This is a genomic window from Bacillus sp. KNSH39 (genome assembly GCF_052656585.1).
This window is the reverse complement of the sequence record NZ_JBQXYO010000001.1, coordinates 3,488,097-3,509,926: the sequence shown is the minus strand read 5'-3', so window position 1 is coordinate 3,509,926 and position 21,830 is coordinate 3,488,097. Positions and strand designations below refer to the sequence as shown.

Annotated in this window: 23 protein-coding genes; 21 read left to right on the top strand and 2 right to left on the bottom strand. The window is 37.3% G+C overall.

Features of this window, described 5'->3' with window-relative positions; translation table 11 throughout:
• Positions 1–2: 2 nt before the first annotated feature.
• Both ACUL40_RS18045 and ACUL40_RS18040 read right to left on the bottom strand, forming a co-directional pair.
• Positions 3–371, bottom strand: coding sequence for a MerR family transcriptional regulator (locus ACUL40_RS18045; protein WP_001219225.1), 369 nt, complete (start codon positions 369–371; stop codon positions 3–5).
• 51 nt (positions 372–422) lie between these two features.
• Entirely contained in the window at positions 423–1,316 is an 894-nt protein-coding gene (locus ACUL40_RS18040) for a LysR family transcriptional regulator (RefSeq protein WP_050279520.1), read from the bottom strand.
• 150 nt (positions 1,317–1,466) lie between these two features.
• Between ACUL40_RS18040 and ACUL40_RS18035 the strand changes: the two genes are divergently transcribed.
• The 21 genes from ACUL40_RS18035 (at position 1,467) to ACUL40_RS17935 (ending at position 21,625) form a co-directional block, all read left to right on the top strand.
• Entirely contained in the window at positions 1,467–2,489 is a 1,023-nt protein-coding gene (locus tag ACUL40_RS18035; RefSeq protein WP_050279521.1) for a YeiH family protein, read from the top strand.
• Between the two features lie 317 nt (positions 2,490–2,806).
• The gene (locus ACUL40_RS18030; RefSeq protein WP_000538364.1) at positions 2,807–3,004 is read left to right on the top strand and encodes a helix-turn-helix transcriptional regulator; all 198 of its coding nucleotides are present in this window, start codon (positions 2,807–2,809) and stop codon (positions 3,002–3,004) included.
• Positions 3,005–3,151: 147 nt separating this feature from the next.
• Positions 3,152–3,379 (top strand): hypothetical protein, encoded by a 228-nt coding sequence (locus ACUL40_RS18025; RefSeq protein ID WP_000524139.1) that lies wholly within the window; start codon positions 3,152–3,154, stop codon positions 3,377–3,379.
• Between the two features lie 100 nt (positions 3,380–3,479).
• A complete protein-coding gene (locus ACUL40_RS18020) occupies positions 3,480–4,241 on the top strand; it encodes a MerR family transcriptional regulator (RefSeq protein WP_031312723.1) in 762 nt (253 codons plus the stop codon).
• Positions 4,238–4,858 (top strand): hypothetical protein, encoded by a 621-nt coding sequence (locus ACUL40_RS18015; RefSeq protein ID WP_000025211.1) that lies wholly within the window; start codon positions 4,238–4,240, stop codon positions 4,856–4,858. Before ACUL40_RS18020 ends, ACUL40_RS18015 begins: the two co-directional genes overlap by 4 nt.
• 45 nt (positions 4,859–4,903) lie before the next feature.
• Positions 4,904–5,335: a DUF4362 domain-containing protein gene (locus ACUL40_RS18010; RefSeq protein WP_050229123.1), complete on the top strand. Its 432-nt coding sequence runs from the start codon at positions 4,904–4,906 to the stop codon at positions 5,333–5,335.
• Between the two features lie 150 nt (positions 5,336–5,485).
• Positions 5,486–7,462 carry an excinuclease ABC subunit B gene (gene uvrB, locus ACUL40_RS18005; protein ID WP_000441059.1) on the top strand — a complete coding sequence of 659 codons (1,977 nt, stop codon included), beginning with the start codon at positions 5,486–5,488 and terminating at the stop codon, positions 7,460–7,462.
• A gap of 5 nt (positions 7,463–7,467) precedes the next feature.
• Positions 7,468–10,344 (top strand): excinuclease ABC subunit UvrA, encoded by a 2,877-nt coding sequence (gene uvrA / locus ACUL40_RS18000; RefSeq protein ID WP_000045572.1) that lies wholly within the window; start codon positions 7,468–7,470, stop codon positions 10,342–10,344.
• 188 nt (positions 10,345–10,532) lie between these two features.
• Positions 10,533–10,913, top strand: coding sequence for a phage holin family protein (locus ACUL40_RS17995; RefSeq protein ID WP_001267308.1), 381 nt, complete (start codon positions 10,533–10,535; stop codon positions 10,911–10,913).
• Positions 10,914–11,069: 156 nt separating this feature from the next.
• The gene (gene hprK / locus ACUL40_RS17990; protein ID WP_001127250.1) at positions 11,070–11,999 is read left to right on the top strand and encodes an HPr(Ser) kinase/phosphatase; all 930 of its coding nucleotides are present in this window, start codon (positions 11,070–11,072) and stop codon (positions 11,997–11,999) included.
• A 26-nt stretch (positions 12,000–12,025) separates the two neighbouring features.
• Positions 12,026–12,838, top strand: coding sequence for a prolipoprotein diacylglyceryl transferase (gene lgt, locus ACUL40_RS17985; protein ID WP_000922849.1), 813 nt, complete (start codon positions 12,026–12,028; stop codon positions 12,836–12,838).
• Positions 12,839–12,905: 67 nt separating this feature from the next.
• A complete protein-coding gene (gene ppaX, locus ACUL40_RS17980; protein ID WP_001222403.1) occupies positions 12,906–13,556 on the top strand; it encodes a pyrophosphatase PpaX in 651 nt (216 codons plus the stop codon).
• A gap of 33 nt (positions 13,557–13,589) precedes the next feature.
• Entirely contained in the window at positions 13,590–14,102 is a 513-nt protein-coding gene (locus ACUL40_RS17975) for an acyltransferase (RefSeq protein ID WP_001255070.1), read from the top strand.
• Positions 14,103–14,241: 139 nt separating this feature from the next.
• Entirely contained in the window at positions 14,242–15,753 is a 1,512-nt protein-coding gene (locus ACUL40_RS17970) for a tetratricopeptide repeat protein (RefSeq protein ID WP_445422794.1), read from the top strand.
• 85 nt (positions 15,754–15,838) lie between these two features.
• Positions 15,839–16,795 (top strand): thioredoxin-disulfide reductase, encoded by a 957-nt coding sequence (gene trxB, locus ACUL40_RS17965; RefSeq protein ID WP_001288078.1) that lies wholly within the window; start codon positions 15,839–15,841, stop codon positions 16,793–16,795.
• Positions 16,796–16,960: 165 nt separating this feature from the next.
• Entirely contained in the window at positions 16,961–17,767 is an 807-nt protein-coding gene (locus tag ACUL40_RS17960; protein ID WP_000455197.1) for a DUF368 domain-containing protein, read from the top strand.
• A 229-nt stretch (positions 17,768–17,996) separates the two neighbouring features.
• Positions 17,997–18,455, top strand: coding sequence for an NUDIX hydrolase (locus ACUL40_RS17955; RefSeq protein WP_001190080.1), 459 nt, complete (start codon positions 17,997–17,999; stop codon positions 18,453–18,455).
• Positions 18,456–18,475: 20 nt separating this feature from the next.
• Entirely contained in the window at positions 18,476–19,357 is an 882-nt protein-coding gene (gene rapZ / locus ACUL40_RS17950; RefSeq protein WP_000138459.1) for an RNase adapter RapZ, read from the top strand.
• Between the two features lie 3 nt (positions 19,358–19,360).
• The gene (locus tag ACUL40_RS17945) at positions 19,361–20,314 is read left to right on the top strand and encodes a gluconeogenesis factor YvcK family protein (RefSeq protein WP_000712188.1); all 954 of its coding nucleotides are present in this window, start codon (positions 19,361–19,363) and stop codon (positions 20,312–20,314) included.
• Between the two features lie 88 nt (positions 20,315–20,402).
• Positions 20,403–21,353 (top strand): DNA-binding protein WhiA, encoded by a 951-nt coding sequence (whiA, locus tag ACUL40_RS17940; RefSeq protein WP_000006558.1) that lies wholly within the window; start codon positions 20,403–20,405, stop codon positions 21,351–21,353.
• Between the two features lie 23 nt (positions 21,354–21,376).
• Positions 21,377–21,625, top strand: coding sequence for an HPr family phosphocarrier protein (locus ACUL40_RS17935; RefSeq protein ID WP_000250307.1), 249 nt, complete (start codon positions 21,377–21,379; stop codon positions 21,623–21,625).
• The last annotated feature ends 205 nt before the right edge of the window (positions 21,626–21,830 follow it).

The window sequence follows — 21,830 nt, the reverse complement described above, 5'->3', positions numbered from 1 at the left end:
AATCATTCCTTTTCTTTTGCTTGTTTTAGGAGTGAAACGTGTTTTTGCAAATTCGCTTGGATGTTGGAAAGTAATGTGATTTGCTTTGTTACTTCATTGAGTTTATCTTCGTAAAGCGTAAGGATACTGCTACACGGATTGTCGTACAGGTGCGGTTCAATTTCAAGGCAGCGCAGCATCCTTGCCGTCTCTTCTAAATTTAAGCCAATTTGTAAGTACATTTGAATAAGCTCCACTTTTTCGATGGCACTTTCATCAAAATCACGGTAACCATTTGCAAGGCGCTTAGTAGGGAGTAAGCCCTTTTCTTCGTAATGTCTTAGTGATCTTTCACTAACGCCAGTTTCTTTTGATAATTCTCCAATTCGCAATGCGTTTCACTCCTTCTACATGTATTGTAAACCTTCACACTAATGTGAGGGTCAACTCTGTTTTTTCGCAAAAGAATCTACATGATTTAAGAACACTTGAATGGCTTTAGATAGAATGAAATATTTACCGCGTACGATGGAAAACGGACGGATTAGTTGTTCATTTGGAACTTCGACGTGGAATAGTTCTTTTGCTAATAGCTCTTTCCGTACAGTCCAATCAGAAAGGATAGCGATGCCAAGCCCGGCACTAACAGCTTCCTTTACGCTTTGGATACTACTGAATGTAAAGAATCGTTTCATTTTTAAATGGTGTTGATGAATAAAGCGGTCACTATAAGCGCGTGTACCAGAACCACTTTCTCTTAGTACCCATACTTGATCTTGGAGTGTGCTTTCATTTATTTCCTTTGTGCGGAGTAGTGGATGATTTGGCGGAACGACGAGCTTCATTTCATCTTGCATAAATGTTTCAACGTTAACATCAGCGTATACGACTTGCCCTTCCACTAAGCCGATATCAATTTGATTAGAGCGAAGACTTTGCAAAACTTCTTCTGTATTTGAGATAAAGGTATGCACTTCGACGCGTGGATTTTCATTCGCATAGTTAGCGAGTATTTTTGGAAGTAAGTATTCACCAATTGTAAAACTAGCACCGATGCGAAGTGTTCCTGTTACAACGTTATGTAGTTCATTAATTTCTTGCTTAGCATCTTCGTAAAGAGAGAGCATTTGCTTTGCATGTATATATAATATGTTTCCAGCTTCCGTAACTTGGACATGCTTCGGGGAGCGTTGAATAAGTGTAGTGCCAAATTCGTTTTCTAAGTTGCGTATATGCATACTTACTCCGGGCTGTGAAAGGTTTAATAATTCTGCTGCACGGGAGAAGTGTTTCTGTTCAACGACAGTAACAAAAATTTTTAAAATGTCTACGTTCATATAATGGGCTCCTTTCTTTTCTATCATCTTATCATAAGTATTTCTGATGATAGAGATTCGGTATTGGTATTAAACTTATTATAGAAACTCTCTTATAATGTAAGTAGAAAGAACATGCATGTTCCAATACGATTATTGGGGTGGTACAAGGTGGAACAAACACTTGTTATACAAAAGAAGAAGGGCTTTGGATTTTCGCAAGGAATTGGGATTACATTATTAATCGCAATTGCCGCGAAATATTTAGCGGAGCTTCCATTTTTAAATATTATGGGACAATTAGTAATTGCTATTCTAATTGGGATGGTTTGGCGCGCTGCAATTGGAGTTCCTCATGATGCGATTGCAGGAACGAACTTTGCGAGTAAGAAGTTACTGCGCTTTGGGATCATCTTACTTGGAATGCGATTAAATCTTGTTGATATTGCGAAGGCGGGGCCGAAAGTATTGGTCATCGCGGCGGTTGTTATTACATTTACTATTTTTGTTGTATACGGACTAACGAAAGTATTTAAAGTAGAAAAGAAACTTGGGATTTTAACAGCATGCGGTACAGCAATTTGCGGCGCGGCCGCGGTCGTGGCAATTGCACCGCAAGTGAAAGCAAAAGATGACGAAACAGCAGTTGGAGCAGCGATCATCGCGATTTTAGGTACAATATTTACGCTTATTTATACGTTATTATATCCAGTGCTTGGTTTATCTCCATACGGATATGGAGTGTTCTCAGGGGCGACACTGCATGAAATTGCTCACGTAATTGCGGCTGCGGCGCCAGGAGGAAGCACGGCTGTAGATATCGCAGTTATCGTGAAACTAACGCGCGTTGCAATGCTTGTACCAGTAGCGATTTTAATCGGATTATGGTTTGGTAAGAGTGAAGGTAGCGAGGAAAAAAGATCATGGCGCGACCTTCCAATTCCATGGTTCATCTTCGGGTTCTTAGCGATGAGTGCAGTGCATTCGCTCGGGATTATTCCAGAAGTTGTTGCGGGATACATTGTTGTTCTTGCTTACATGCTTATCGCAATGGCGATGGCAGGGCTCGGTTTAAATGTAGAGTTTAAAACGTTCCGTAAATTAGGAAGTAAAGCATTTGTGGCGGGGCTGATTGGCTCGGTTTGCTTATCGGTTCTTGGATACGTTCTTGTATATGCGTTAGGATTTATGTAGTAGAGGAGAAAGCTGTTCCCGAAGGTGCTTGGGGACAGCTTTTTCTTATGTTTATAGTAGCGCTACGGATGTCGATATATTTGGAAAATCGCCGATATAAATGGAGTTGCGCTGATATATTTGGGAAATCGCCGATATATTTCAAGTTGCGCTGATATATTTAGAAAGTCGCTGATATAAATTGAATTACTCTTGTACTTTGTTAGAGTAGATGTTCAATGAAACATTTTTCTAAAATTTGTAAAGATATCTTTACTTATAACTGGAAAATATTTATAATTTAAGTAAAGATATCTTTACTTTTGAAGGTGGATCCTATGGGTGTGAAAAATAAAATAAAAGAGTTAAGAAAGCAAAATCATATAACACAAGTTGAAATGGCAAAGGCGATGCAGGTGACGCGGCAGACGATAGTGGCGATTGAAAATCATCATTACAATCCGAGTCTAGAGTTATCTTTAAAAATTGCCAAATATTTTGGGGTGAAGGTGGAGGAAATCTTTACGCTGGAGTAAGGAGAAAGAAAATAAATGATAAGCTTGAGAGATTTCAATTAGAGTAAACGTTTAAATATATAAGGATTGGTTTTGATTTATTAATTAGTATCGCATCAACGAGTGTGTTAGCAACAAGGAATAATAGATAGAAAAAGGGGAACTGGGATGGGATTACCGGTGTTATGTGTCGCTACAGCTATATTTTCGCTTCTTTGGGGAATGCAAAACTTTTCTCGTAATCCAGTGCCGAGTATTTGTATTATGATTGGTACTGTAGGTTTATCGTATTATTTATTATTATTAGCCCATTATCATAAAACGGCAACGAGTGTTGTTGTTGGAGCACTTATTTTATTTTGTGGGCGCGCCATACAAAAGGGGTTATTTCCATAAAAGCTGTTTATACATTTTGTATAAACAGCTTTTTGTATTTTTTTTACAAAAAGCTTGAAAGTTACGTAACGTCATCTTTTATAATGAAAGGGAAGAGGTGATGGTAGTGATTTCAATACAAGAATTGACGAGAGAAACAGGGGTTACAGTACGTACACTACGTTATTATGATCAAATAGATTTATTAAAGCCGAGCGGAAAAACAGAGGGTGGACATCGGTTATATAGTGAAAGTGACGTTATTCGTTTGCAACAAATTTTATTTTTAAAAGAAATGGGATTTTCATTAAAAGAAACTGCGAATATGTTAGTAAAAGGTGAGCTGGATTTAAAAAATTCGCTTGAAAAACAACTTCGGTTTGTACAGGAAGAACAAAAGAAATTTAATCGAATGGAGAGTGTTTTACAAGCAGTTGTTTATTCGGTAGATGTGGAGGGAGAACTCGATTGGAAAGTTATGTTTGAACTGATTCAGCTTTCGAAGCAGTCTCCTCGTATACGTGAAATATTTCAAAATGAAGTATTTTCAAAGGAAGAACAAAAATTGCTTCATAATTTACCAAACATGAGTAAGGAAGATCCGAATGTTTTAGAATGGGTAGATTTATTAAAGCAATTACGCACTTTTATGAAAGACGGTAAAGAAGCTGCTAGTGATGAGGTACAAGGGGCAATGAAGAGATTAATGCAGAAGTGTTTAGAAATGGCCAATGGTGATGAAGCGTTTTTAGATAAGTTATGGGAAGTTAGAAAATCGAAGGAAGATTCACAGAAAATGAGCATGTATCCAATTGAAGAAGAACTTTTAGTGTATATGGATGAGGCTTTTCGTATTTATGATGAAAGGGAGAAGGATAAATGAGCATACTCGCAGAATATCGTTGGTATTTTTTAATTGGGGCAGAAATTGTATTTTGGTTATCAGCTATCGGTTTCTTTTTACTTCGCTACGGATTCCGTTTGAAAAAGGCGAGTTTTATTATGGGAATTGTACTCCTCGTAAATGAAGTGTTTATTTTAACTTTAGGAGTAGTGGACTATTATCAAACAGGAAAGTTCTCTAACTTTCAAATTATTACTGTAATTATTTTATTGTATGCAGTTTTCTACGGGAAAAAGGATTTGAAGAAGCTTGATATATTTGCACAAAAATCAGTTGCGAAATGGCGTAATGAACCGGCGCCTATTATTGAAGAACAGGTAGAATTAACAGGCATGGCCTATGCAAAGCAGGAAATAAAAAATTGGGTATTACATCTTGTTTTATTCGTTGGTGTGCACATATTCTTTTTCTTCGCGTATGGATTTATTCCATTTGAACAATGGGGTAATTGGTTAGAATCGGGAATCGTTTTAAATAAAGCTGCAAGTCGCGTGAGCCAAGTGTGGGCGATTGTATTTTTAGTTGATACAGCAATTTCATTTTCATATGTGATTTTTCCGAAGAAGGAGAAAGGAAAAGAAAAGCTACTTTCATAGTTGAAAGTAGCTTTTCTGGTATACAAATAATTTTTATAGGAGAGGATGACAATAGAAAAAAGAATCAGCTGTATATGTCTATTTCTCTTTAGTTTAGTAGCATGTTCACCATCTAGCACTACAATTGATAAGAAGAATGATGTCATTGTAAAGGGAGTAGGAACTTCCAATCTAGATAAATTCGAACAGTTCGTTATGAACGTTGATCAAGGGGAAGTTGATAAAATAAGAATTGTACAGTATACCGATGAAGGTGACCCGGTTTTTCAAACGTTAGAGCATAGTGGGAAAGATATCCTTTATGTGTTAGATAGTAGACAAGACAAGTTTGCTGGTGACCATAAAGGATTACATAAAGATAGTTGTAAAAGTATTGTTAAAGAGCAGCGCGAATCAGAAAGTACTTATCGGTTAACGGATTGTATGAATGAAGATGGACGCAATGGATATGACTTATTATATGTATCAAAAAAATAGAGTTAGTAGAGGAAGGAAGTATTTACTCCTTCCTTTTTCTATGTGTATATTGTCGAAAACTTTACCGAATATCTGTTCGTTTTTTTAGGTTTTTTATAGGTATTCGTGGTAAAATAATAATACAGATTTTTATGAGGAGGTCGGATTTTCTTGGAACGTCAATTTGAAATTGTCTCAGCGTATTCCCCGCAAGGTGATCAGCCGGTAGCTATAGAGAAGCTTGTAGAGGGAATTAATAGTGGAAAGAAAAAGCAAGTGTTGCTTGGAGCAACAGGAACGGGTAAGACATTTACGATTTCAAATGTCATTAAAGAAGTGCAAAAGCCAACACTTGTTATGGCTCATAATAAAACGTTAGCAGGGCAGTTATATAGTGAGTTGAAAGACTTTTTCCCGAATAATGCAGTTGAATATTTTGTTAGTTACTACGATTATTATCAGCCAGAAGCGTATGTACCACAAACAGATACGTTTATTGAAAAAGATGCGCAGATTAATGATGAAATTGATAAATTGCGTCACTCGGCAACGTCTGCATTATTTGAACGGGACGATGTAATTATTGTTGCGAGTGTTTCGTGTATATATGGCTTAGGTTCTCCAGAAGAATACCGCGAGCTAGTTGTTTCGCTTCGAGTTGGTATGGAAAAAGACCGTAATCAATTGCTTCGTGAACTTGTTGATGTACAGTATGGACGTAATGATATTGATTTCAAGCGTGGTACATTCCGTGTGCGAGGAGATGTAGTTGAAATCTTCCCGGCATCACTTGATGAGCATTGTATTCGAATCGAATTTTTCGGTGATGAAATCGATCGTATTCGTGAAGTAAATGCGTTAACAGGTGAAGTATTAGCAGAACGTGATCATGTAGCAATCTTCCCAGCATCTCACTTCGTTACACGTGAAGAAAAGATGAAGGTCGCTATTGAAAATATCGAAAAAGAATTAGAAGAGCGTTTAAAGGAATTAAATGATAACGGCAAGTTGTTAGAAGCGCAGCGTATAGAACAGCGTACACGTTATGATTTAGAAATGATGCGCGAGATGGGATTTTGTTCAGGTATTGAAAACTACTCCCGTCATTTAACACTTCGTCCAGCGGGGGCAACGCCGTATACGCTATTAGACTATTTCCCGAAAGATTTCTTAATCGTTATGGATGAATCGCACGTATCAGTACCGCAAGTAAGAGCGATGTATAACGGGGACCAAGCGCGTAAGCAAGTGCTTGTGGATCATGGATTCCGTCTGCCGTCAGCTTTAGATAATAGACCGCTCACATTCGATGAGTTTGAAGAGAAAACGAATCAAGTTATTTATGTTTCAGCAACGCCAGGACCGTATGAGTTAGAGCAGTCGCCAGAAGTAATAGAACAAATTATTCGTCCAACAGGGCTTTTAGATCCACCAATTGATATACGACCAATTGAAGGGCAAATTGACGATTTATTAGGAGAGATTCAAGATCGTATTGCAAAAAATGAACGTGTATTAATTACGACTTTAACGAAGAAAATGTCAGAGGATTTAACGGACTACTTAAAAGATGTAGGAATTAAAGTTAACTATCTTCACTCTGAAATTAAAACGTTAGAACGTATTGAAATTATCCGCGATCTTCGCCTCGGTAAATTTGATGTACTGGTCGGTATTAACTTATTGCGAGAAGGATTAGATATTCCAGAAGTATCACTTGTAGCGATTTTAGATGCTGATAAGGAAGGGTTCTTACGTTCAGAACGTTCATTAATTCAAACAATCGGTCGTGCCGCGCGTAATGAAAACGGCCGCGTTATTATGTATGCAGATCGTATAACGAAATCTATGGGAATTGCGATTGAAGAAACGAAGCGTCGTCGTAGTATACAAGAAGCTTACAATGAAGAGCATGGTATTACGCCGAAAACGATTCAAAAAGGCGTTCGTGATGTTATCCGTGCAACGACAGCTGCTGAAGAGACAGAAACATACGAAGCAACTCCTGCTAAGAAAATGACGAAAAAAGAGCGCGAAAAGACAATTGCGAAGATGGAAGCAGAGATGAAAGAAGCAGCAAAAGCGTTAGACTTCGAGCGTGCAGCTGAACTAAGAGATTTACTATTAGAATTAAAAGCGGAAGGGTGAAAAAAGTGAGTAAGAGCAAGGATTTTATCGTTGTAAAAGGTGCTAGAGCACATAACTTAAAAAATATTGATGTAACCATTCCGAGAAATCAGCTTGTCGTTGTAACGGGATTGTCTGGTTCGGGGAAATCATCATTAGCATTTGATACGATTTATGCAGAAGGGCAGCGCAGATACGTAGAATCGTTATCTGCGTATGCGCGCCAGTTTTTAGGACAAATGGATAAGCCGGATGTGGACACGATTGAAGGATTGTCACCAGCAATTTCAATCGATCAAAAAACGACGAGTCGTAACCCACGTTCAACTGTCGGAACGGTAACGGAGATTTATGATTACTTACGTTTATTATTTGCACGAATTGGTACGCCAATTTGTCCGAATCATGGCATTGAAATTACGTCACAAACAGTAGAGCAGATGGTAGACCGCGTTCTTGAATATCCTGAACGTACGAAATTACAAGTGTTAGCGCCTATCGTTTCTGGGCGTAAAGGTGCGCATGTAAAAGTACTTGAAGATATTAAGAAGCAAGGATATGTTCGTGTTCGCGTTGACGGTGAAATGCTTGATGTATCTGAAGATATTGCGTTAGATAAAAACAAGAAGCATTCCATTGAAGTTGTAATTGACCGTATTGTTGTAAAAGAAGGAATCGCAAGCCGTCTTGCTGATTCACTTGAAAGTGCATTAAAGCTTGGCGGGGGACGAGTGTTAATCGATGTAATGGGAGAAGAGGAACTTCTGTTTAGCGAACATCACGCTTGTCCGCATTGTGGTTTTTCAATTGGAGAATTAGAGCCGCGTATGTTCTCATTCAATAGTCCGTTCGGAGCATGTCCTTCTTGTGATGGACTTGGTTCAAAGCTAGAGGTAGATTTAGAGCTTGTTATTCCTAACTGGGATTTATCATTAAATGAACATGCGATTGCGCCTTGGGAACCAACAAGTTCACAATATTACCCACAACTTTTACAATCTGTATGTAATCATTACGGCGTTGATATGGATGTGCCTGTAAAAAATATACCGAAAGATTTATTTGATAAAGTGTTGTACGGAAGCGGGGAAGAGAAAGTTTATTTCCGCTATGTAAATGAATTTGGTCAAGTAAAGGAAAATGAGATTTTATTTGAAGGTGTTATTCCAAACATTGAACGTCGTTATCGTGAAACGAGTTCCGATTACATTCGTGAGCAAATGGAAAAGTATATGGCAGAACAAGCTTGTCCAAAGTGTAAAGGTGGACGCTTAAAGCCTGAGAGTTTAGCTGTATTTGTTGGCAATAAAACGATTGCTGACGTAACGAAGTATTCAGTTCAAGAAGTACAAGAATTCTTCTCGAATGTAGAGCTAACGGAGAAGCAACAAAAAATAGCTCATTTAATTTTAAGAGAAATTCAGGAGCGCGTTGGGTTCTTAGTGAACGTTGGTTTAGATTATTTAACGTTAAGTCGTGCGGCTGGTACGTTATCAGGTGGTGAGGCGCAGCGTATTCGCTTAGCGACGCAAATTGGTTCTCGTCTAACTGGCGTACTTTATATTCTTGATGAGCCTTCAATTGGTTTACACCAGCGCGATAACGATCGTCTTATTCGTACATTGCAAGAAATGCGCGATTTAGGTAATACATTAATCGTTGTTGAGCATGATGAAGATACGATGATGGCTGCTGACTATTTACTTGATATAGGGCCTGGTGCAGGTATTCACGGTGGACAGGTCGTTTCAGCGGGGACACCGGCTGAAGTTATGCAAGATGAGAATTCATTAACAGGGAAGTATTTAAGTGGTAAAGAGTTTATTCCAGTTCCACTTGAAAGACGTAAAGGTGATGGACGTAAAGTAGAGATTGTCGGTGCAAAAGAGAATAATTTAAAGAACGCGAAAATGTCATTCCCGCTTGGTACGTTTGTAGCGGTAACGGGTGTATCTGGTTCTGGTAAAAGTACGATGATTAATGAAGTATTATATAAATCGTTAGCACAAAAGTTATATAAAGCGAAAGCAAAGCCAGGTACTCATAAAGAGATTAAAGGTCTTGAGCATTTAGATAAAGTAATCGATATTGATCAATCGCCAATCGGACGTACACCACGTTCAAATCCAGCAACGTATACAGGTGTATTCGATGATATTCGTGATGTGTTTGCCCAAACGAATGAAGCGAAAGTGCGCGGATATCAAAAAGGACGTTTCAGCTTTAACGTAAAAGGTGGCCGTTGTGAAGCGTGCCGTGGTGATGGAATTATTAAAATTGAAATGCATTTCCTACCAGATGTGTATGTTCCGTGTGAAGTTTGTCACGGTAAACGATATAATCGTGAAACGTTAGAAGTGAAATATAAAGATAAGAATATTTCTGAAGTGTTAGGGATGACAATTGAAGATGGAGTAGAATTCTTCGCCAATATTCCTAAAATTAAGCGTAAACTTCAAACGCTTGTAGATGTTGGGCTTGGTTATATGAAATTAGGTCAACCAGCAACAACGTTATCTGGTGGGGAAGCACAGCGTGTGAAATTAGCTTCTGAATTACACCGTCGTTCTACAGGTCGTACGTTATACATTTTAGATGAGCCAACGACTGGTTTGCATGCGCATGATATTGCACGTCTTCTAGAAGTGCTGCAACGTCTTGTTGAGAGCGGTGAGACGGTACTTGTAATTGAACATAATTTAGATGTAATTAAAACAGCTGATTATATCGTTGACCTTGGACCAGAGGGCGGAGATAAAGGTGGACAAATCGTTGCTTCAGGAACGCCAGAGCAAGTAGTGAAAGAAGAACGCTCATACACAGGTAAGTATTTAAAAGAGATTTTAAATCGTGATAAAGCAAGAATGAAAGAGAAAATAAAAGAAGTAGAGTTATCGCAATAAGTTTATTGATGAAAACCGAGTGGAAATGACGCTCGGTTTTTATTTTACGAGGAAAAACTGGTAAGCATGTTAGTAGGTATACAAGCATGAAAGATAGAATAAGTTGATATAAGTGTTTGTATCATACTTGCGTTTATTATCTATTAGCGTATGATGAAATATATATGTTTAAAAGGATGTGTAACGAAATGAGATGGATTGTATCACTTCTTGTAAATAGCGTTGTGTTAATCGCTGTATCGGGACTTTTAAAAGGGATTGCACCAGATGCATTTTACGTAGCAAATATACAAACTGCAATTATTGCGAGTATTATATTGGCGGTTTTAAATGTGTTCGTAAAGCCATTTTTAATTTTAATTACGCTACCAATTACTGTTGTAACTTTCGGCTTCTTCTTAATTGTTATTAATGCGATTACGTTAAAAATAGCAGATTCATTATTAGGAGATGCTTTTAATATATCAGGATTTGGTGTAGCGATTGTTGCGGCAATTTGTATTTCAATTTTTAATATGATAATTGAAAAGGCAATTGTTGAACCTCTATATGAAAAAAAGAGAAAGTGACAAAAAGAAAAACATTTCATTATTCGTATGAAATGTTTTTTTCTATTTATTAGAAACCGTATTTCTTGTTTCCAGAAAAAAATGGTACAATATCCGATAGAATGGAATTTTACATCAAACGAGACTGAACCCGCAGCGGAGTGGAGGTTTATACATATGCCGAAAGTAAGGACAAAAGATTTAATTGAACAATTTCAATTGGAGTTAATCAGTGGTGAAGAAGGCATTCATCGTCCGATTGATACAAGTGATTTATCACGACCTGGAATTGAAATGGCAGGATTTTTTACATATTATCCAGCAGATCGTGTGCAGCTTCTTGGAAAGACGGAGCTTACGTTCTTTGACACGTTAACGTCAGAGCAAAAACAAGAGAGAATGAAAGCGCTTTGTACTGAGGAGACGCCATGTATTATTGTAACTCGTAATCAAGATGTACCAGATGAGTTATTACAAGCATCACGTGAATCAGGTATGCCTTTATTACGTTCTTCTCAAACGACAACTAGATTATCAAGTCGTTTAACAAACTATTTAGAAGGTAAGTTAGCACCAACAACTGCTGTTCATGGTGTGTTAGTAGATATTTACGGTGTTGGTGTTTTAATTACAGGTCAAAGTGGTGTTGGTAAAAGTGAGACAGCTCTTGAGCTTGTAAAGCGTGGTCACCGTCTTGTTGCGGATGATAGTGTAGAAATTCGTCAAGAAGATGAAGACATGTTAGTCGGAAGCTCACCAGATTTAATCGAGCATTTATTAGAAATTCGTGGTCTAGGTATTATTAACGTTATGACGTTATTCGGTGCAGGGGCAGTACGAAATTATAAGCGTATTACACTTGTTATTAATCTTGAAATTTGGGATCAAAAGAAAAATTACGATCGCTTAGGTCTTGATGAAGAGAAGATGAAAATTATTGATACAGAGCTTACGAAGATTACACTTCCAGTTCGTCCTGGTCGAAACTTGGCTGTTATTATTGAAGTAGCAGCGATGAACTTCCGTTTAAAACGTATGGGAGTCAATGCAGCACAGCAGTTCTCTGAACGATTAATGAGTGCAATTGAGTTAGGAAATCAGGAGTAAACTTTGGAGAGGGAGGTCATATACATATGCTGTTAGCTTCTGTACCACAGCTTGACCGTGTAGCTATCCAACTTGGGCCGTTTCCTGTGTATTGGTACGGGATTATTATCGGTACAGGTGTGCTATTAGGTCTTTGGCTGGCAACTCGCGAGGGAGAAAGGCTAGGTATTCCAAAAGATACATTTGTTGACCTTGTATTAATTGCAGTACCGATCGCTATTCTTTTTGCGAGAATGTACTATGTTATTTTTGAATGGGAATATTACGCACAAAATCCGAGTCAAATTATTAATATTCGTCAAGGTGGTTTGGCGATTCATGGTGGTTTAATCGGGGCTGTTATTACAGGTGTTCTTTTTGCGAAACGACGCGGACTTTCTTTCTGGAAGTTGGCTGATATTGCTGCACCAAGTATTTTACTAGGACAAGCAATTGGCCGATGGGGAAACTTTATGAACCAAGAGGCGCATGGTGATGAAGTAACGAGACAGTTTTTAGAAGGTCTTCATTTACCGGATTTTATTATTAATCAAATGTATATTGAGGGTGTGTACTATCATCCGACGTTTTTATATGAATCATTATGGAATTTTGCAGGCGTAATTTTACTACTTGCATTAAGAAAAGTGAATTTACGTCGCGGGGAATTATTCTTCACATATTTAATTTGGTATTCAGTAGGACGCTTCTTCGTAGAAGGCTTACGTACAGATAGTTTAATGCTAGGACCACTTCGTATTGCACAAGTAATGTCAATTGGACTTGTTGTTATTTCTATTATTTTCATTATTGTGAGACGAAAAATGGGGCAAGCTGATAAAAGATATTTAGAAAATTAGAGACAAGTAGCATCTTATTATAAGATGCTGCTTCTTTCATATTCAGGAAGGCGAAAGGACTAAGGCGATGAGAATAAATACAGTTTTATTTGATTTAGATGGAACTTTAATTAATACAAACGAACTTATTATTTCTTCTTTTTTACATACTTTAAATACATATTATCCAAATCAATATAAGCGTGAAGATGTATTGCCATTTATCGGTCCATCTTTACATGATACTTTCAGTAAGATTGATGAAAGTAAGGTTGAAGAGATGATTACAAGTTATCGCGAATTTAACCATGATCATCATGATGAATTAGTAGAAGAATATGAAACTGTATATGAAACAGTTCGAGAGTTGAAGAAGCAAGGTTATAAAGTTGGTATTGTTACAACGAAAGCAAGACAAACCGTTGAGATGGGATTGCAGTTGTCAAAGCTTGATGAATTTTTTGATGTTGTCGTGACAATTGATGATGTAGAGCATGTGAAACCACATCCAGAGCCACTTCAAAAAGCGCTTGAATTATTAGATGCAAAACCAGAAGAAGCATTGATGGTTGGGGATAATCATCATGATATTGTCGGTGGTCAAAATGCGGGGACGAAAACAGCTGCGGTTTCATGGACGTTGAAAGGTAGAGCGTATTTAGAGGCTTACAAGCCGGACTTTATGCTAGATAAAATGAGTGATTTGCTACCGATTTTGTCTAATATGAACCGTTCATAAAGGTCCAAGTAAGTTAGTAGAGGAGCGAGCTAAGTGCGACGGACAACGCGCTATCCTGTTTCAGGAGAAAATTCATTATGGAATGTGTATAAAACAGTGTCTTTTTGGAAGGTAATGAAAAACTTTATTATTATCCAAATTGCACGTTACACGCCATTTTTATCTGTGAAGAATTGGTTGTACCGCACTTTTTTACGGATGAAAGTAGGAAAGAAAACATCATTTGCGCTTATGGTAATGCCGGATATTATGTTCCCAGAAAAGATAACTGTGGGAGAGAATTCGATTATTGGCTATAACACAACGCTTTTAGCACATGAATATTTAATTCGTGAATATCGACTTGGGGAAATCGTTATTGGAAATGAAGTGATGATTGGAGCGAATGTAACAATATTACCAGGTGTGAAAATTGGAGACGGTGCGACTGTCTCAGCTGGCACACTTGTTCATAGAGATGTACCGAGCGGTGCTTTCGTAGGTGGAAATCCAATGCGTATTATTTATACGAAAGAGCAAATGACCGCCAGAGAAGGTTCATGGTGAAAATGTAACATTTCTCCTCTTTTTTTATGAATAAAAAGGAAATAATTGAGTATAATATACTGTTTTGTTTTTTACGGAATCGTTTATACTTATAGATAGAAGAATGTGTGAACGAAGAAAACAAAAAACTGGAGGATATATGGGGAAAAATCAAAGGATATATAAGGAGAACGGACAAGTTATCTCTTTTAATCAATTAGCGGACTTCTTTTATAAAAAAGGGATGAGAGCTTACAAAGGACAAAAATTGCAAGATGCAATTAAATATTTTCGAAGAGCGGCACAAAGTGAGAAGGAGCCGTTTATTTTATGTCAATTAGCAACAGTATTATCTGAGGCTGGTGAATATCAAGAGTCGAATCAAACCTTCTTAAAGTTAGTTAGATCTAATCCTGAACTTGAACAGTGCTATTATTTTATTGCAAATAATTATGCATATATGGGGTTATTTCAACAGGCGAAGAAATATGCGGATCGCTATTTAGAAGTTGCAAAAGAGAAGGAATTCGTAGAAGATACATTAGAACTTCTAGAGATTATGGAAGAAGAAGCAATGGGTGCGGAAGAGATTGAAGATGAAGATGATTTAATTGTTATGCAGGAAGAAGCGAATCGTTATATTCGTAATGGACAATTAGAAGAAGCAATTGCTACATTAGAAATTGTTACGAAAGATTATCCGGAATTTTGGTCAGGTCATAATAATTTAGCCATTGCACATTTTCAATCGGGTAATGTAGACAAAGCGCTGAAGTTAACAGAAATGATTTTAGAGAAAAATCCTGGTAATATACATGCGCTTTGTAATACACTTATTTTTCTATATTCAATTGGAGAGCATAAACAAGTAGAAGCATTAGCAGGACAGCTAGTTTCAGTATATCCAATTTCATTTGAACATCGTTTGAAACTGGGAACTACACTTGCAACAATTGGTTATTTCGAGCATGCATATAAATGGTTCAAACTATTAAAGCGTCAAGGATATGAGGGAGACGTTAGTTTTTATTATTGGTTTGCATATTCTGCTTATATGGTGAAAGATCAGCAACTAGCTGAAAAAATGTGGCAATATGTCGTGGAATTGCATCCTGATAAAAAGGGAAAAGAACCGTGGAATGCGCTGAATTTAGCAGATGAAGGACAAAACGTGTTATTTGAAGAATTACGAAAATCATTTCAGCAAAGTGCGACGCTAGAAGAACAAATGCTAGCTTTATATTTAATGAATGAATTGTCAACGCCGGAGAAGGTGGGATTCTTCTTTGATATAACGCAAGCGAAGAACGGTGTTCCCATCGTATCACAACTTGCAAAGTACTTCTTTTTACTTAATAGTCATAAGAGTATTCCAGCTGATTTACAGCAATTTGAGCAGTGCGCGAGAATCGCGGATGCATTATACAATTATACGAAAAAAGATGATGAATTAATTGAAGAGTGTTTACACTTTTGGTTTTGTACGTTCATACGTTTATATACATCTGGAGACATATTTACAAATGTGTACGGCTGGTCAGCTGCGATTGAATACATTGTACGCGGCGAACAAGGAAATAAAATGACACAGTCGGAGCTTGGAGATGTATATAATGTATCTGTAGCGACTGTCCGAAAGTATGTGCAAGCTGTTAAGCGTACGTACACATAAGATAAGCAAATCATTGGGAAAAAAATGATGCTAACAGTATAATGAGGGTAACTTAATTGTGTAGGAATGGATAGGAGTGAATAGTGTGTCAGAAGAAAAAATTTATGATGTCGTTATTATTGGTGCAGGACCAGCTGGTATGACAGCTGCAGTATATACATCTCGTGCAAATTTAAGCACATTAATGCTTGAGCGTGGTATTCCAGGTGGCCAAATGGCAAACACGGAAGATGTAGAAAACTACCCAGGTTATGAGTCTATTTTAGGACCAGATTTATCAAATAAAATGTTCGAGCATGCGAAGAAATTTGGTGCTGAATATGCATACGGTGATGTGAAAGAAGTCATCGATGGTAAGGAATACAAAACAATTATTGCTGGTAAAAAAGAATATAAAGCACGTGCAATTATCGTTGCAAGCGGTGCAGAGTATAAAAAAATTGGTGTACCGGGTGAAACAGAACTTGGCGGCCGCGGTGTATCATATTGTGCAGTATGTGACGGAGCATTCTTTAAAGGAAAAGAACTTATCGTAATTGGCGGCGGAGATTCTGCTGTTGAAGAGGGTGTGTTCTTAACGCGCTTCGCATCAAAAGTAACGATCGTTCACCGTCGTGACACGCTTCGTGCACAGAAAATTTTACAAGACCGTGCTTTCCAAAACGAAAAAGTAGATTTCATTTGGAACCACACGATAAAAGAAATCAACGAAGCAAGTGGTAAAGTAGGAAGTGTAACACTTGTGGACGTAAATAGTGGAGAAGAGAAAGAAGTCAAAACTGACGGCGTATTCGTATACATCGGTATGTTACCTTTATCAAAACCATTTGTTGAACTAGGTATTACAAATGAAAATGGTTACCTTGAAACGAACGAGCGTATGGAAACGAAAATTCCTGGTATTTTCGCAGCTGGTGATGTTCGTGAAAAAATGCTTCGTCAAATTGTAACTGCAACAGGTGACGGTAGTATTGCAGCGCAAAGTGCACAACATTACGTAGAAGAATTATTAGAGGAATTAAAAACTGTATCAGAAAAATAAGGGATAATATACCTTGTGAGAAGAAAGCTACCGACAGGAGCTTTCTTCTTTTTTTGTGTGAAAATGTCAAAGTTTTGTCAAAAAATATAAGGATTATAAGCTTTCTTATTGATATACTGGACTTTACGGAAAAAATCACTATAAGAAATGAGGAATTTATTCAGTATGGAATGGCGTAATATATATCGTGGATTTTGTATGGGCGTTAGTGATTTAATTCCTGGTGTGAGCGGCGGTACAATCGCTGTTGTGTTAGGGATTTATGAACAATTGCTTGCGGCAATTAGTGGATTCTTTAGTCGTGAATGGAAAAAACATTTAGGATTTTTAATTCCACTTGCAGCTGGTGTGGCAGCGGCATTTTTAACGTTAAGTCACGTTATTAAATATTTACTTGCAAATCATTATGAACCGACTCAATTTTTCTTCCTCGGTTTAATTATTAGTATATTACCGATGTTAATGAGGGAAGCTGATGCAAAGTCGTCGTTTAAAGGTAAGCACATCGTTTTATTAATAGTTGCAGCAATTCTTGTTGCGATTACAGCTTTCTTTAAACCAGATAAGGCAGCAGATCCAATTACGACGTTAACAATTTTAAATGCAATTGGTTTATTTTTCGCAGGATGGATGGCTAGTATGGCCATGCTGCTTCCTGGAATTAGTGGATCGTTTATTTTATTAATTATTGGTGTGTATCCAACAGCAATTAACGCTTTAACTACACTTAACTTACCTTTAATCGTGGTTATCGGTGCTGGTGTTATGGTTGGATTTGTTGTAAGTAGTAAAGGCATTAGTTTTTTATTAGATCGTTATAAAAGTATGACATTTGCGGCAATTATTGGACTTGTAATCGGTTCGATTGTAATTGTATTCCCTGGGATTCCGACTGGCGGATTTTCAATTATAAGTTCAATTATTACCTTTGTTTTAGGATTTGCGATTGTTACTTATTTCGGTAAGAAATAAGTACTTTAATCCCCTTGGCGATAAAAAGCGTTAAGGGGATTTTTTATGCTATTCATTCAAAGTATAAGCATTTACATTGCTTGTTATAGAAAGCTTTTTTAAAATTGCTGAGTAGCATATGCTTAGCGAAAGAGGACTGGCTCCTTCGTTGTAGCAAACTGTTTTTGATAGTATAATGAAAGAAGTATGCAGTGAGAAATTTTACTGCAAGTAGCTGAGGTGAAGAAACATGCAAAGAGTGACAAACTGTGTGTTAATTAGAGATAATGAAGTACTCTTACTCCAAAAACCTCGCCGAAATTGGTGGGTTGCACCAGGCGGGAAAATGGAGCGTGGTGAGACTGTAAGAGATTCCGTTGTTCGCGAGTATCGTGAAGAAACAGGTATTTATTTGAAAAACCCAGCGTTAAAGGGGGTCTTCACCTTTGTCATCCAAGAAGGTGATAAAGTTGTTTCTGAATGGATGATGTTCTCCTTTTTAGCGACAGATTTTGCAGGAGAAAACAAACTAGAGAGCGAAGAAGGCATCATTGGTTGGCATACATTTGATAAAATTGATGATTTAGCAATGGCGCCAGGAGATTATCACATTATTGATTATTTAATTAAAGGAAATGGCATAATCTACGGTACATTTGTATATACCCCAGATTTTGAGTTGCTTTCATATCGATTAGATCCGAGTTAAACCGTCAAGGAGAGGATACAATGACAGAGAATAATGATATAAAAATGGTAATTATTACAGGGATGTCTGGAGCTGGAAAAACAGTAGCTTTACAAAGTTTTGAAGATTTAGGATATTTTTGTGTGGATAATTTACCACCGATGTTATTGCCAAAGTTTATTGAGCTTATGGCGGATTCAAAAGGGAAAATGAATAAAGTGGCACTTGGTATTGATTTACGTGGCCGCGAGTTTTTCGAACATTTATGGGGAGCACTTGATGATTTATCAGAACGTACATGGATTATTCCTCATATTTTATTTTTAGATGCGAAAGATAGTACGCTTGTAACTCGTTATAAAGAAACGAGACGTTCGCATCCACTTGCACCAACTGGTTTGCCGTTAAAGGGAATCGAAGCAGAGCGTAATTTATTAACAGATATGAAGGCACGAGCGAATATTGTGCTTGATACATCGGATTTAAAACCGAAAGAATTACGTGAAAAAATTGTTCACTTGTTCTCAACAGAAACTGAGCAAGCATTTCGTGTAAATGTTATGTCATTTGGATTTAAGTACGGTATTCCAATTGATGCAGATTTAGTATTTGATGTTCGTTTTTTACCAAATCCATATTACATTCCACACATGAAGCCATTAACAGGACTAGATGAAGAAGTTTCTTCGTATGTACTGAAATTTAATGAGACACATAAGTTTTTAGAGAAGTTGACGGATCTGATTACTTTCATGCTGCCTCATTATAAAAGAGAAGGCAAAAGTCAACTTGTAATTGCAATTGGATGTACAGGTGGACAGCATCGTTCTGTTACGCTTACAGAATACCTTGGGAAACATTTGAAACCAGAGTATAGTGTTCATGTATCTCATCGTGATGTGGAGAAGAGAAAGGGCCATTAAGGGATGAAAAAAGAGAGAAAGCCTAAAATTGTCATCATGGGAGGCGGAACTGGACTCTCTGTTTTATTAAGGGGATTAAAGCAATATCCTGTTGATATTACAGCAGTTGTTACAATTGCTGATGATGGTGGCAGTTCGGGTAGATTACGTGATGAGCTAGAAATTCCACCTCCAGGTGACATCCGTAACGTACTTGTTGCGTTATCGGATGTAGAGCCACTGGTGGAAGCTTTATTTCAGCACCGTTTCACAACAGGAGACGGACTGAAAGGTCATGCGTTAGGAAATCTATTGTTGGCAGGTATGACCTCGATTACAGGAGACTTTTTCCATGCAATTACAGAAACAAGTAAAGTATTAAATGTCAGAGGACGTGTATTACCAGCAGCGAATCAAAGTGCGGTACTTCATGCGGAACTTGAAGATGGGGAAATTGTAACAGGTGAATCAAAGATTCCTTATTACGGAAAGAAGATTAATCGTGTCTTTTTAACTCCAGAAGATGTAGAGCCATTGCATGAAACGTTGGCTGAGATTAAACGAGCTGATTTACTTGTTTTCGGTCCTGGAAGTTTGTATACGAGTATATTGCCCAATTTAGTTGTTAACAAAATTGGAGACGCTGTTCTTGCTGCAAAGGCGAAGAAGGTATATGTATGTAACGTTATGACACAAGCGGGTGAAACGATGGGATATACTGCTTTTGATCATGTGCAGGCGTTACACGATCATTTAGGGCAACCATTTATCAATACTGCAATTGTAAATAACCGTGAGATTCCTTGTGAATTACGCAAGTCATATGAGGAAGAAATGTCTACACCAGTTGTAGTGGATGAAGAACGTTTTGTTGAAAATAATATTGATGTTATTCAAGAGGGATTAGCGAAGTATGATGATCATGTTGTAAGGCATGATACGTTAAAGTTAGCGTCCATTTTATATTCATTGTTATAAATATGCGTTGCCTCGTTTGAGGTAGCGCTCCTCATTCATATAGGACAAGAATTTTGTTCCATAATAATCGTATAAGGAGGTGTTGACTGTGTCATTTGCATCAGAAACAAAGAAAGAGTTGACGAATCTTGAGATGAAGGAATGCTGTGAGAAAGCAGAATTATCAGCGTTACTTCGAATGAACGGGTCGCTTTCTTTTTCAAACCGTCGTCTATCTATCGATATTCAAACGGAAAATGCGGCAATTGCAAGAAGGATTTATACGCTTTTGAAAAAAGGATATGACGTGACGGTAGAATTGCTTGTCCGTAAAAAAATGCGCTTGAAGAAAAATAATGTATATATTGTGCGGCTTGTTGAGAAGTCTCGCGAAATATTAGCTGATCTTCATATCGTTCGAGATGACTTTTCATTTATTCGAAATATATCACAAGAATTGATTGAGAAAAAATGTTGTAAACGATCGTACTTACGTGGTGCATTTTTAGCAGGTGGTTCAGTAAATAACCCAGAAACATCATCTTATCATTTAGAAATCTTTTCGTTATATAAGGAACATAATGATGCTATATGTGAACTGATGAACGGATTTGATTTAAATAGTAAGACGTTGGAAAGAAGAAAAGGGTACATTACGTATTTGAAAGAAGCAGAAAAAATTACAGAGTTTTTAAATATTATAGGTGCTCATAATGCACTTTTAAGATTTGAAGATATTCGAATCGTACGTGATATGCGTAATTCTGTAAATCGTTTAGTGAACTGCGAAACAGCTAATTTAAATAAAACAATTGGTGCAGCACTAAGACAGATTGAAAATATTCGTTATATTGATGAGACAGTTGGTCTTGATATTTTGCCGGATAAATTACAAGAGATTGCACAATTACGAAGAGATTATCAAGATGTAACATTGAAAGAGTTAGGTGAGATGGTATCCGGGGGGAAGATTAGTAAGTCGGGTATTAATCATCGTTTGCGTAAAATCGATGAAATCGCAGAGAAATTACGCGCGGGGGAAACGTTAGTAAAAAAATAAGAGGTTAAAGGGGAAATGGAGCTGTGGTTCAAAAACGAGTTCAGGTTTCATTAAAAAACGGTTTACAAGCACGTCCGGCTGCGTTGTTTGTACAAGAGGCAAATCGCTTTCATGCAGATATCTTCATCGAGAAAGATGGAAAGACAGTAAATGCAAAGAGCATAATGGGGATTATGAGCTTAGCAATTGGAACTGGAAGCATGATAACAATTACAACAGAAGGTTCAGATGCAGAAGAGGCTTTAGAAGCATTAGCTGCATATGTACAATAAGAAGCTATCGCGTATATGCGATAGCTTTTTGTTTTGTTGTTTGTGCGGATTAGCGGGGAGGGGTATTTAGCTGGTTTGTCCTTGTCGGAGATTGTCGGTAAATCGATATGTTGTGTCGAACCGTTGATATATTAAAAAAATCGTTGATATAATTTAAGTTTTGTTCGATATAATTGAAAAATCGTTGATATATTTAGGTGAATAC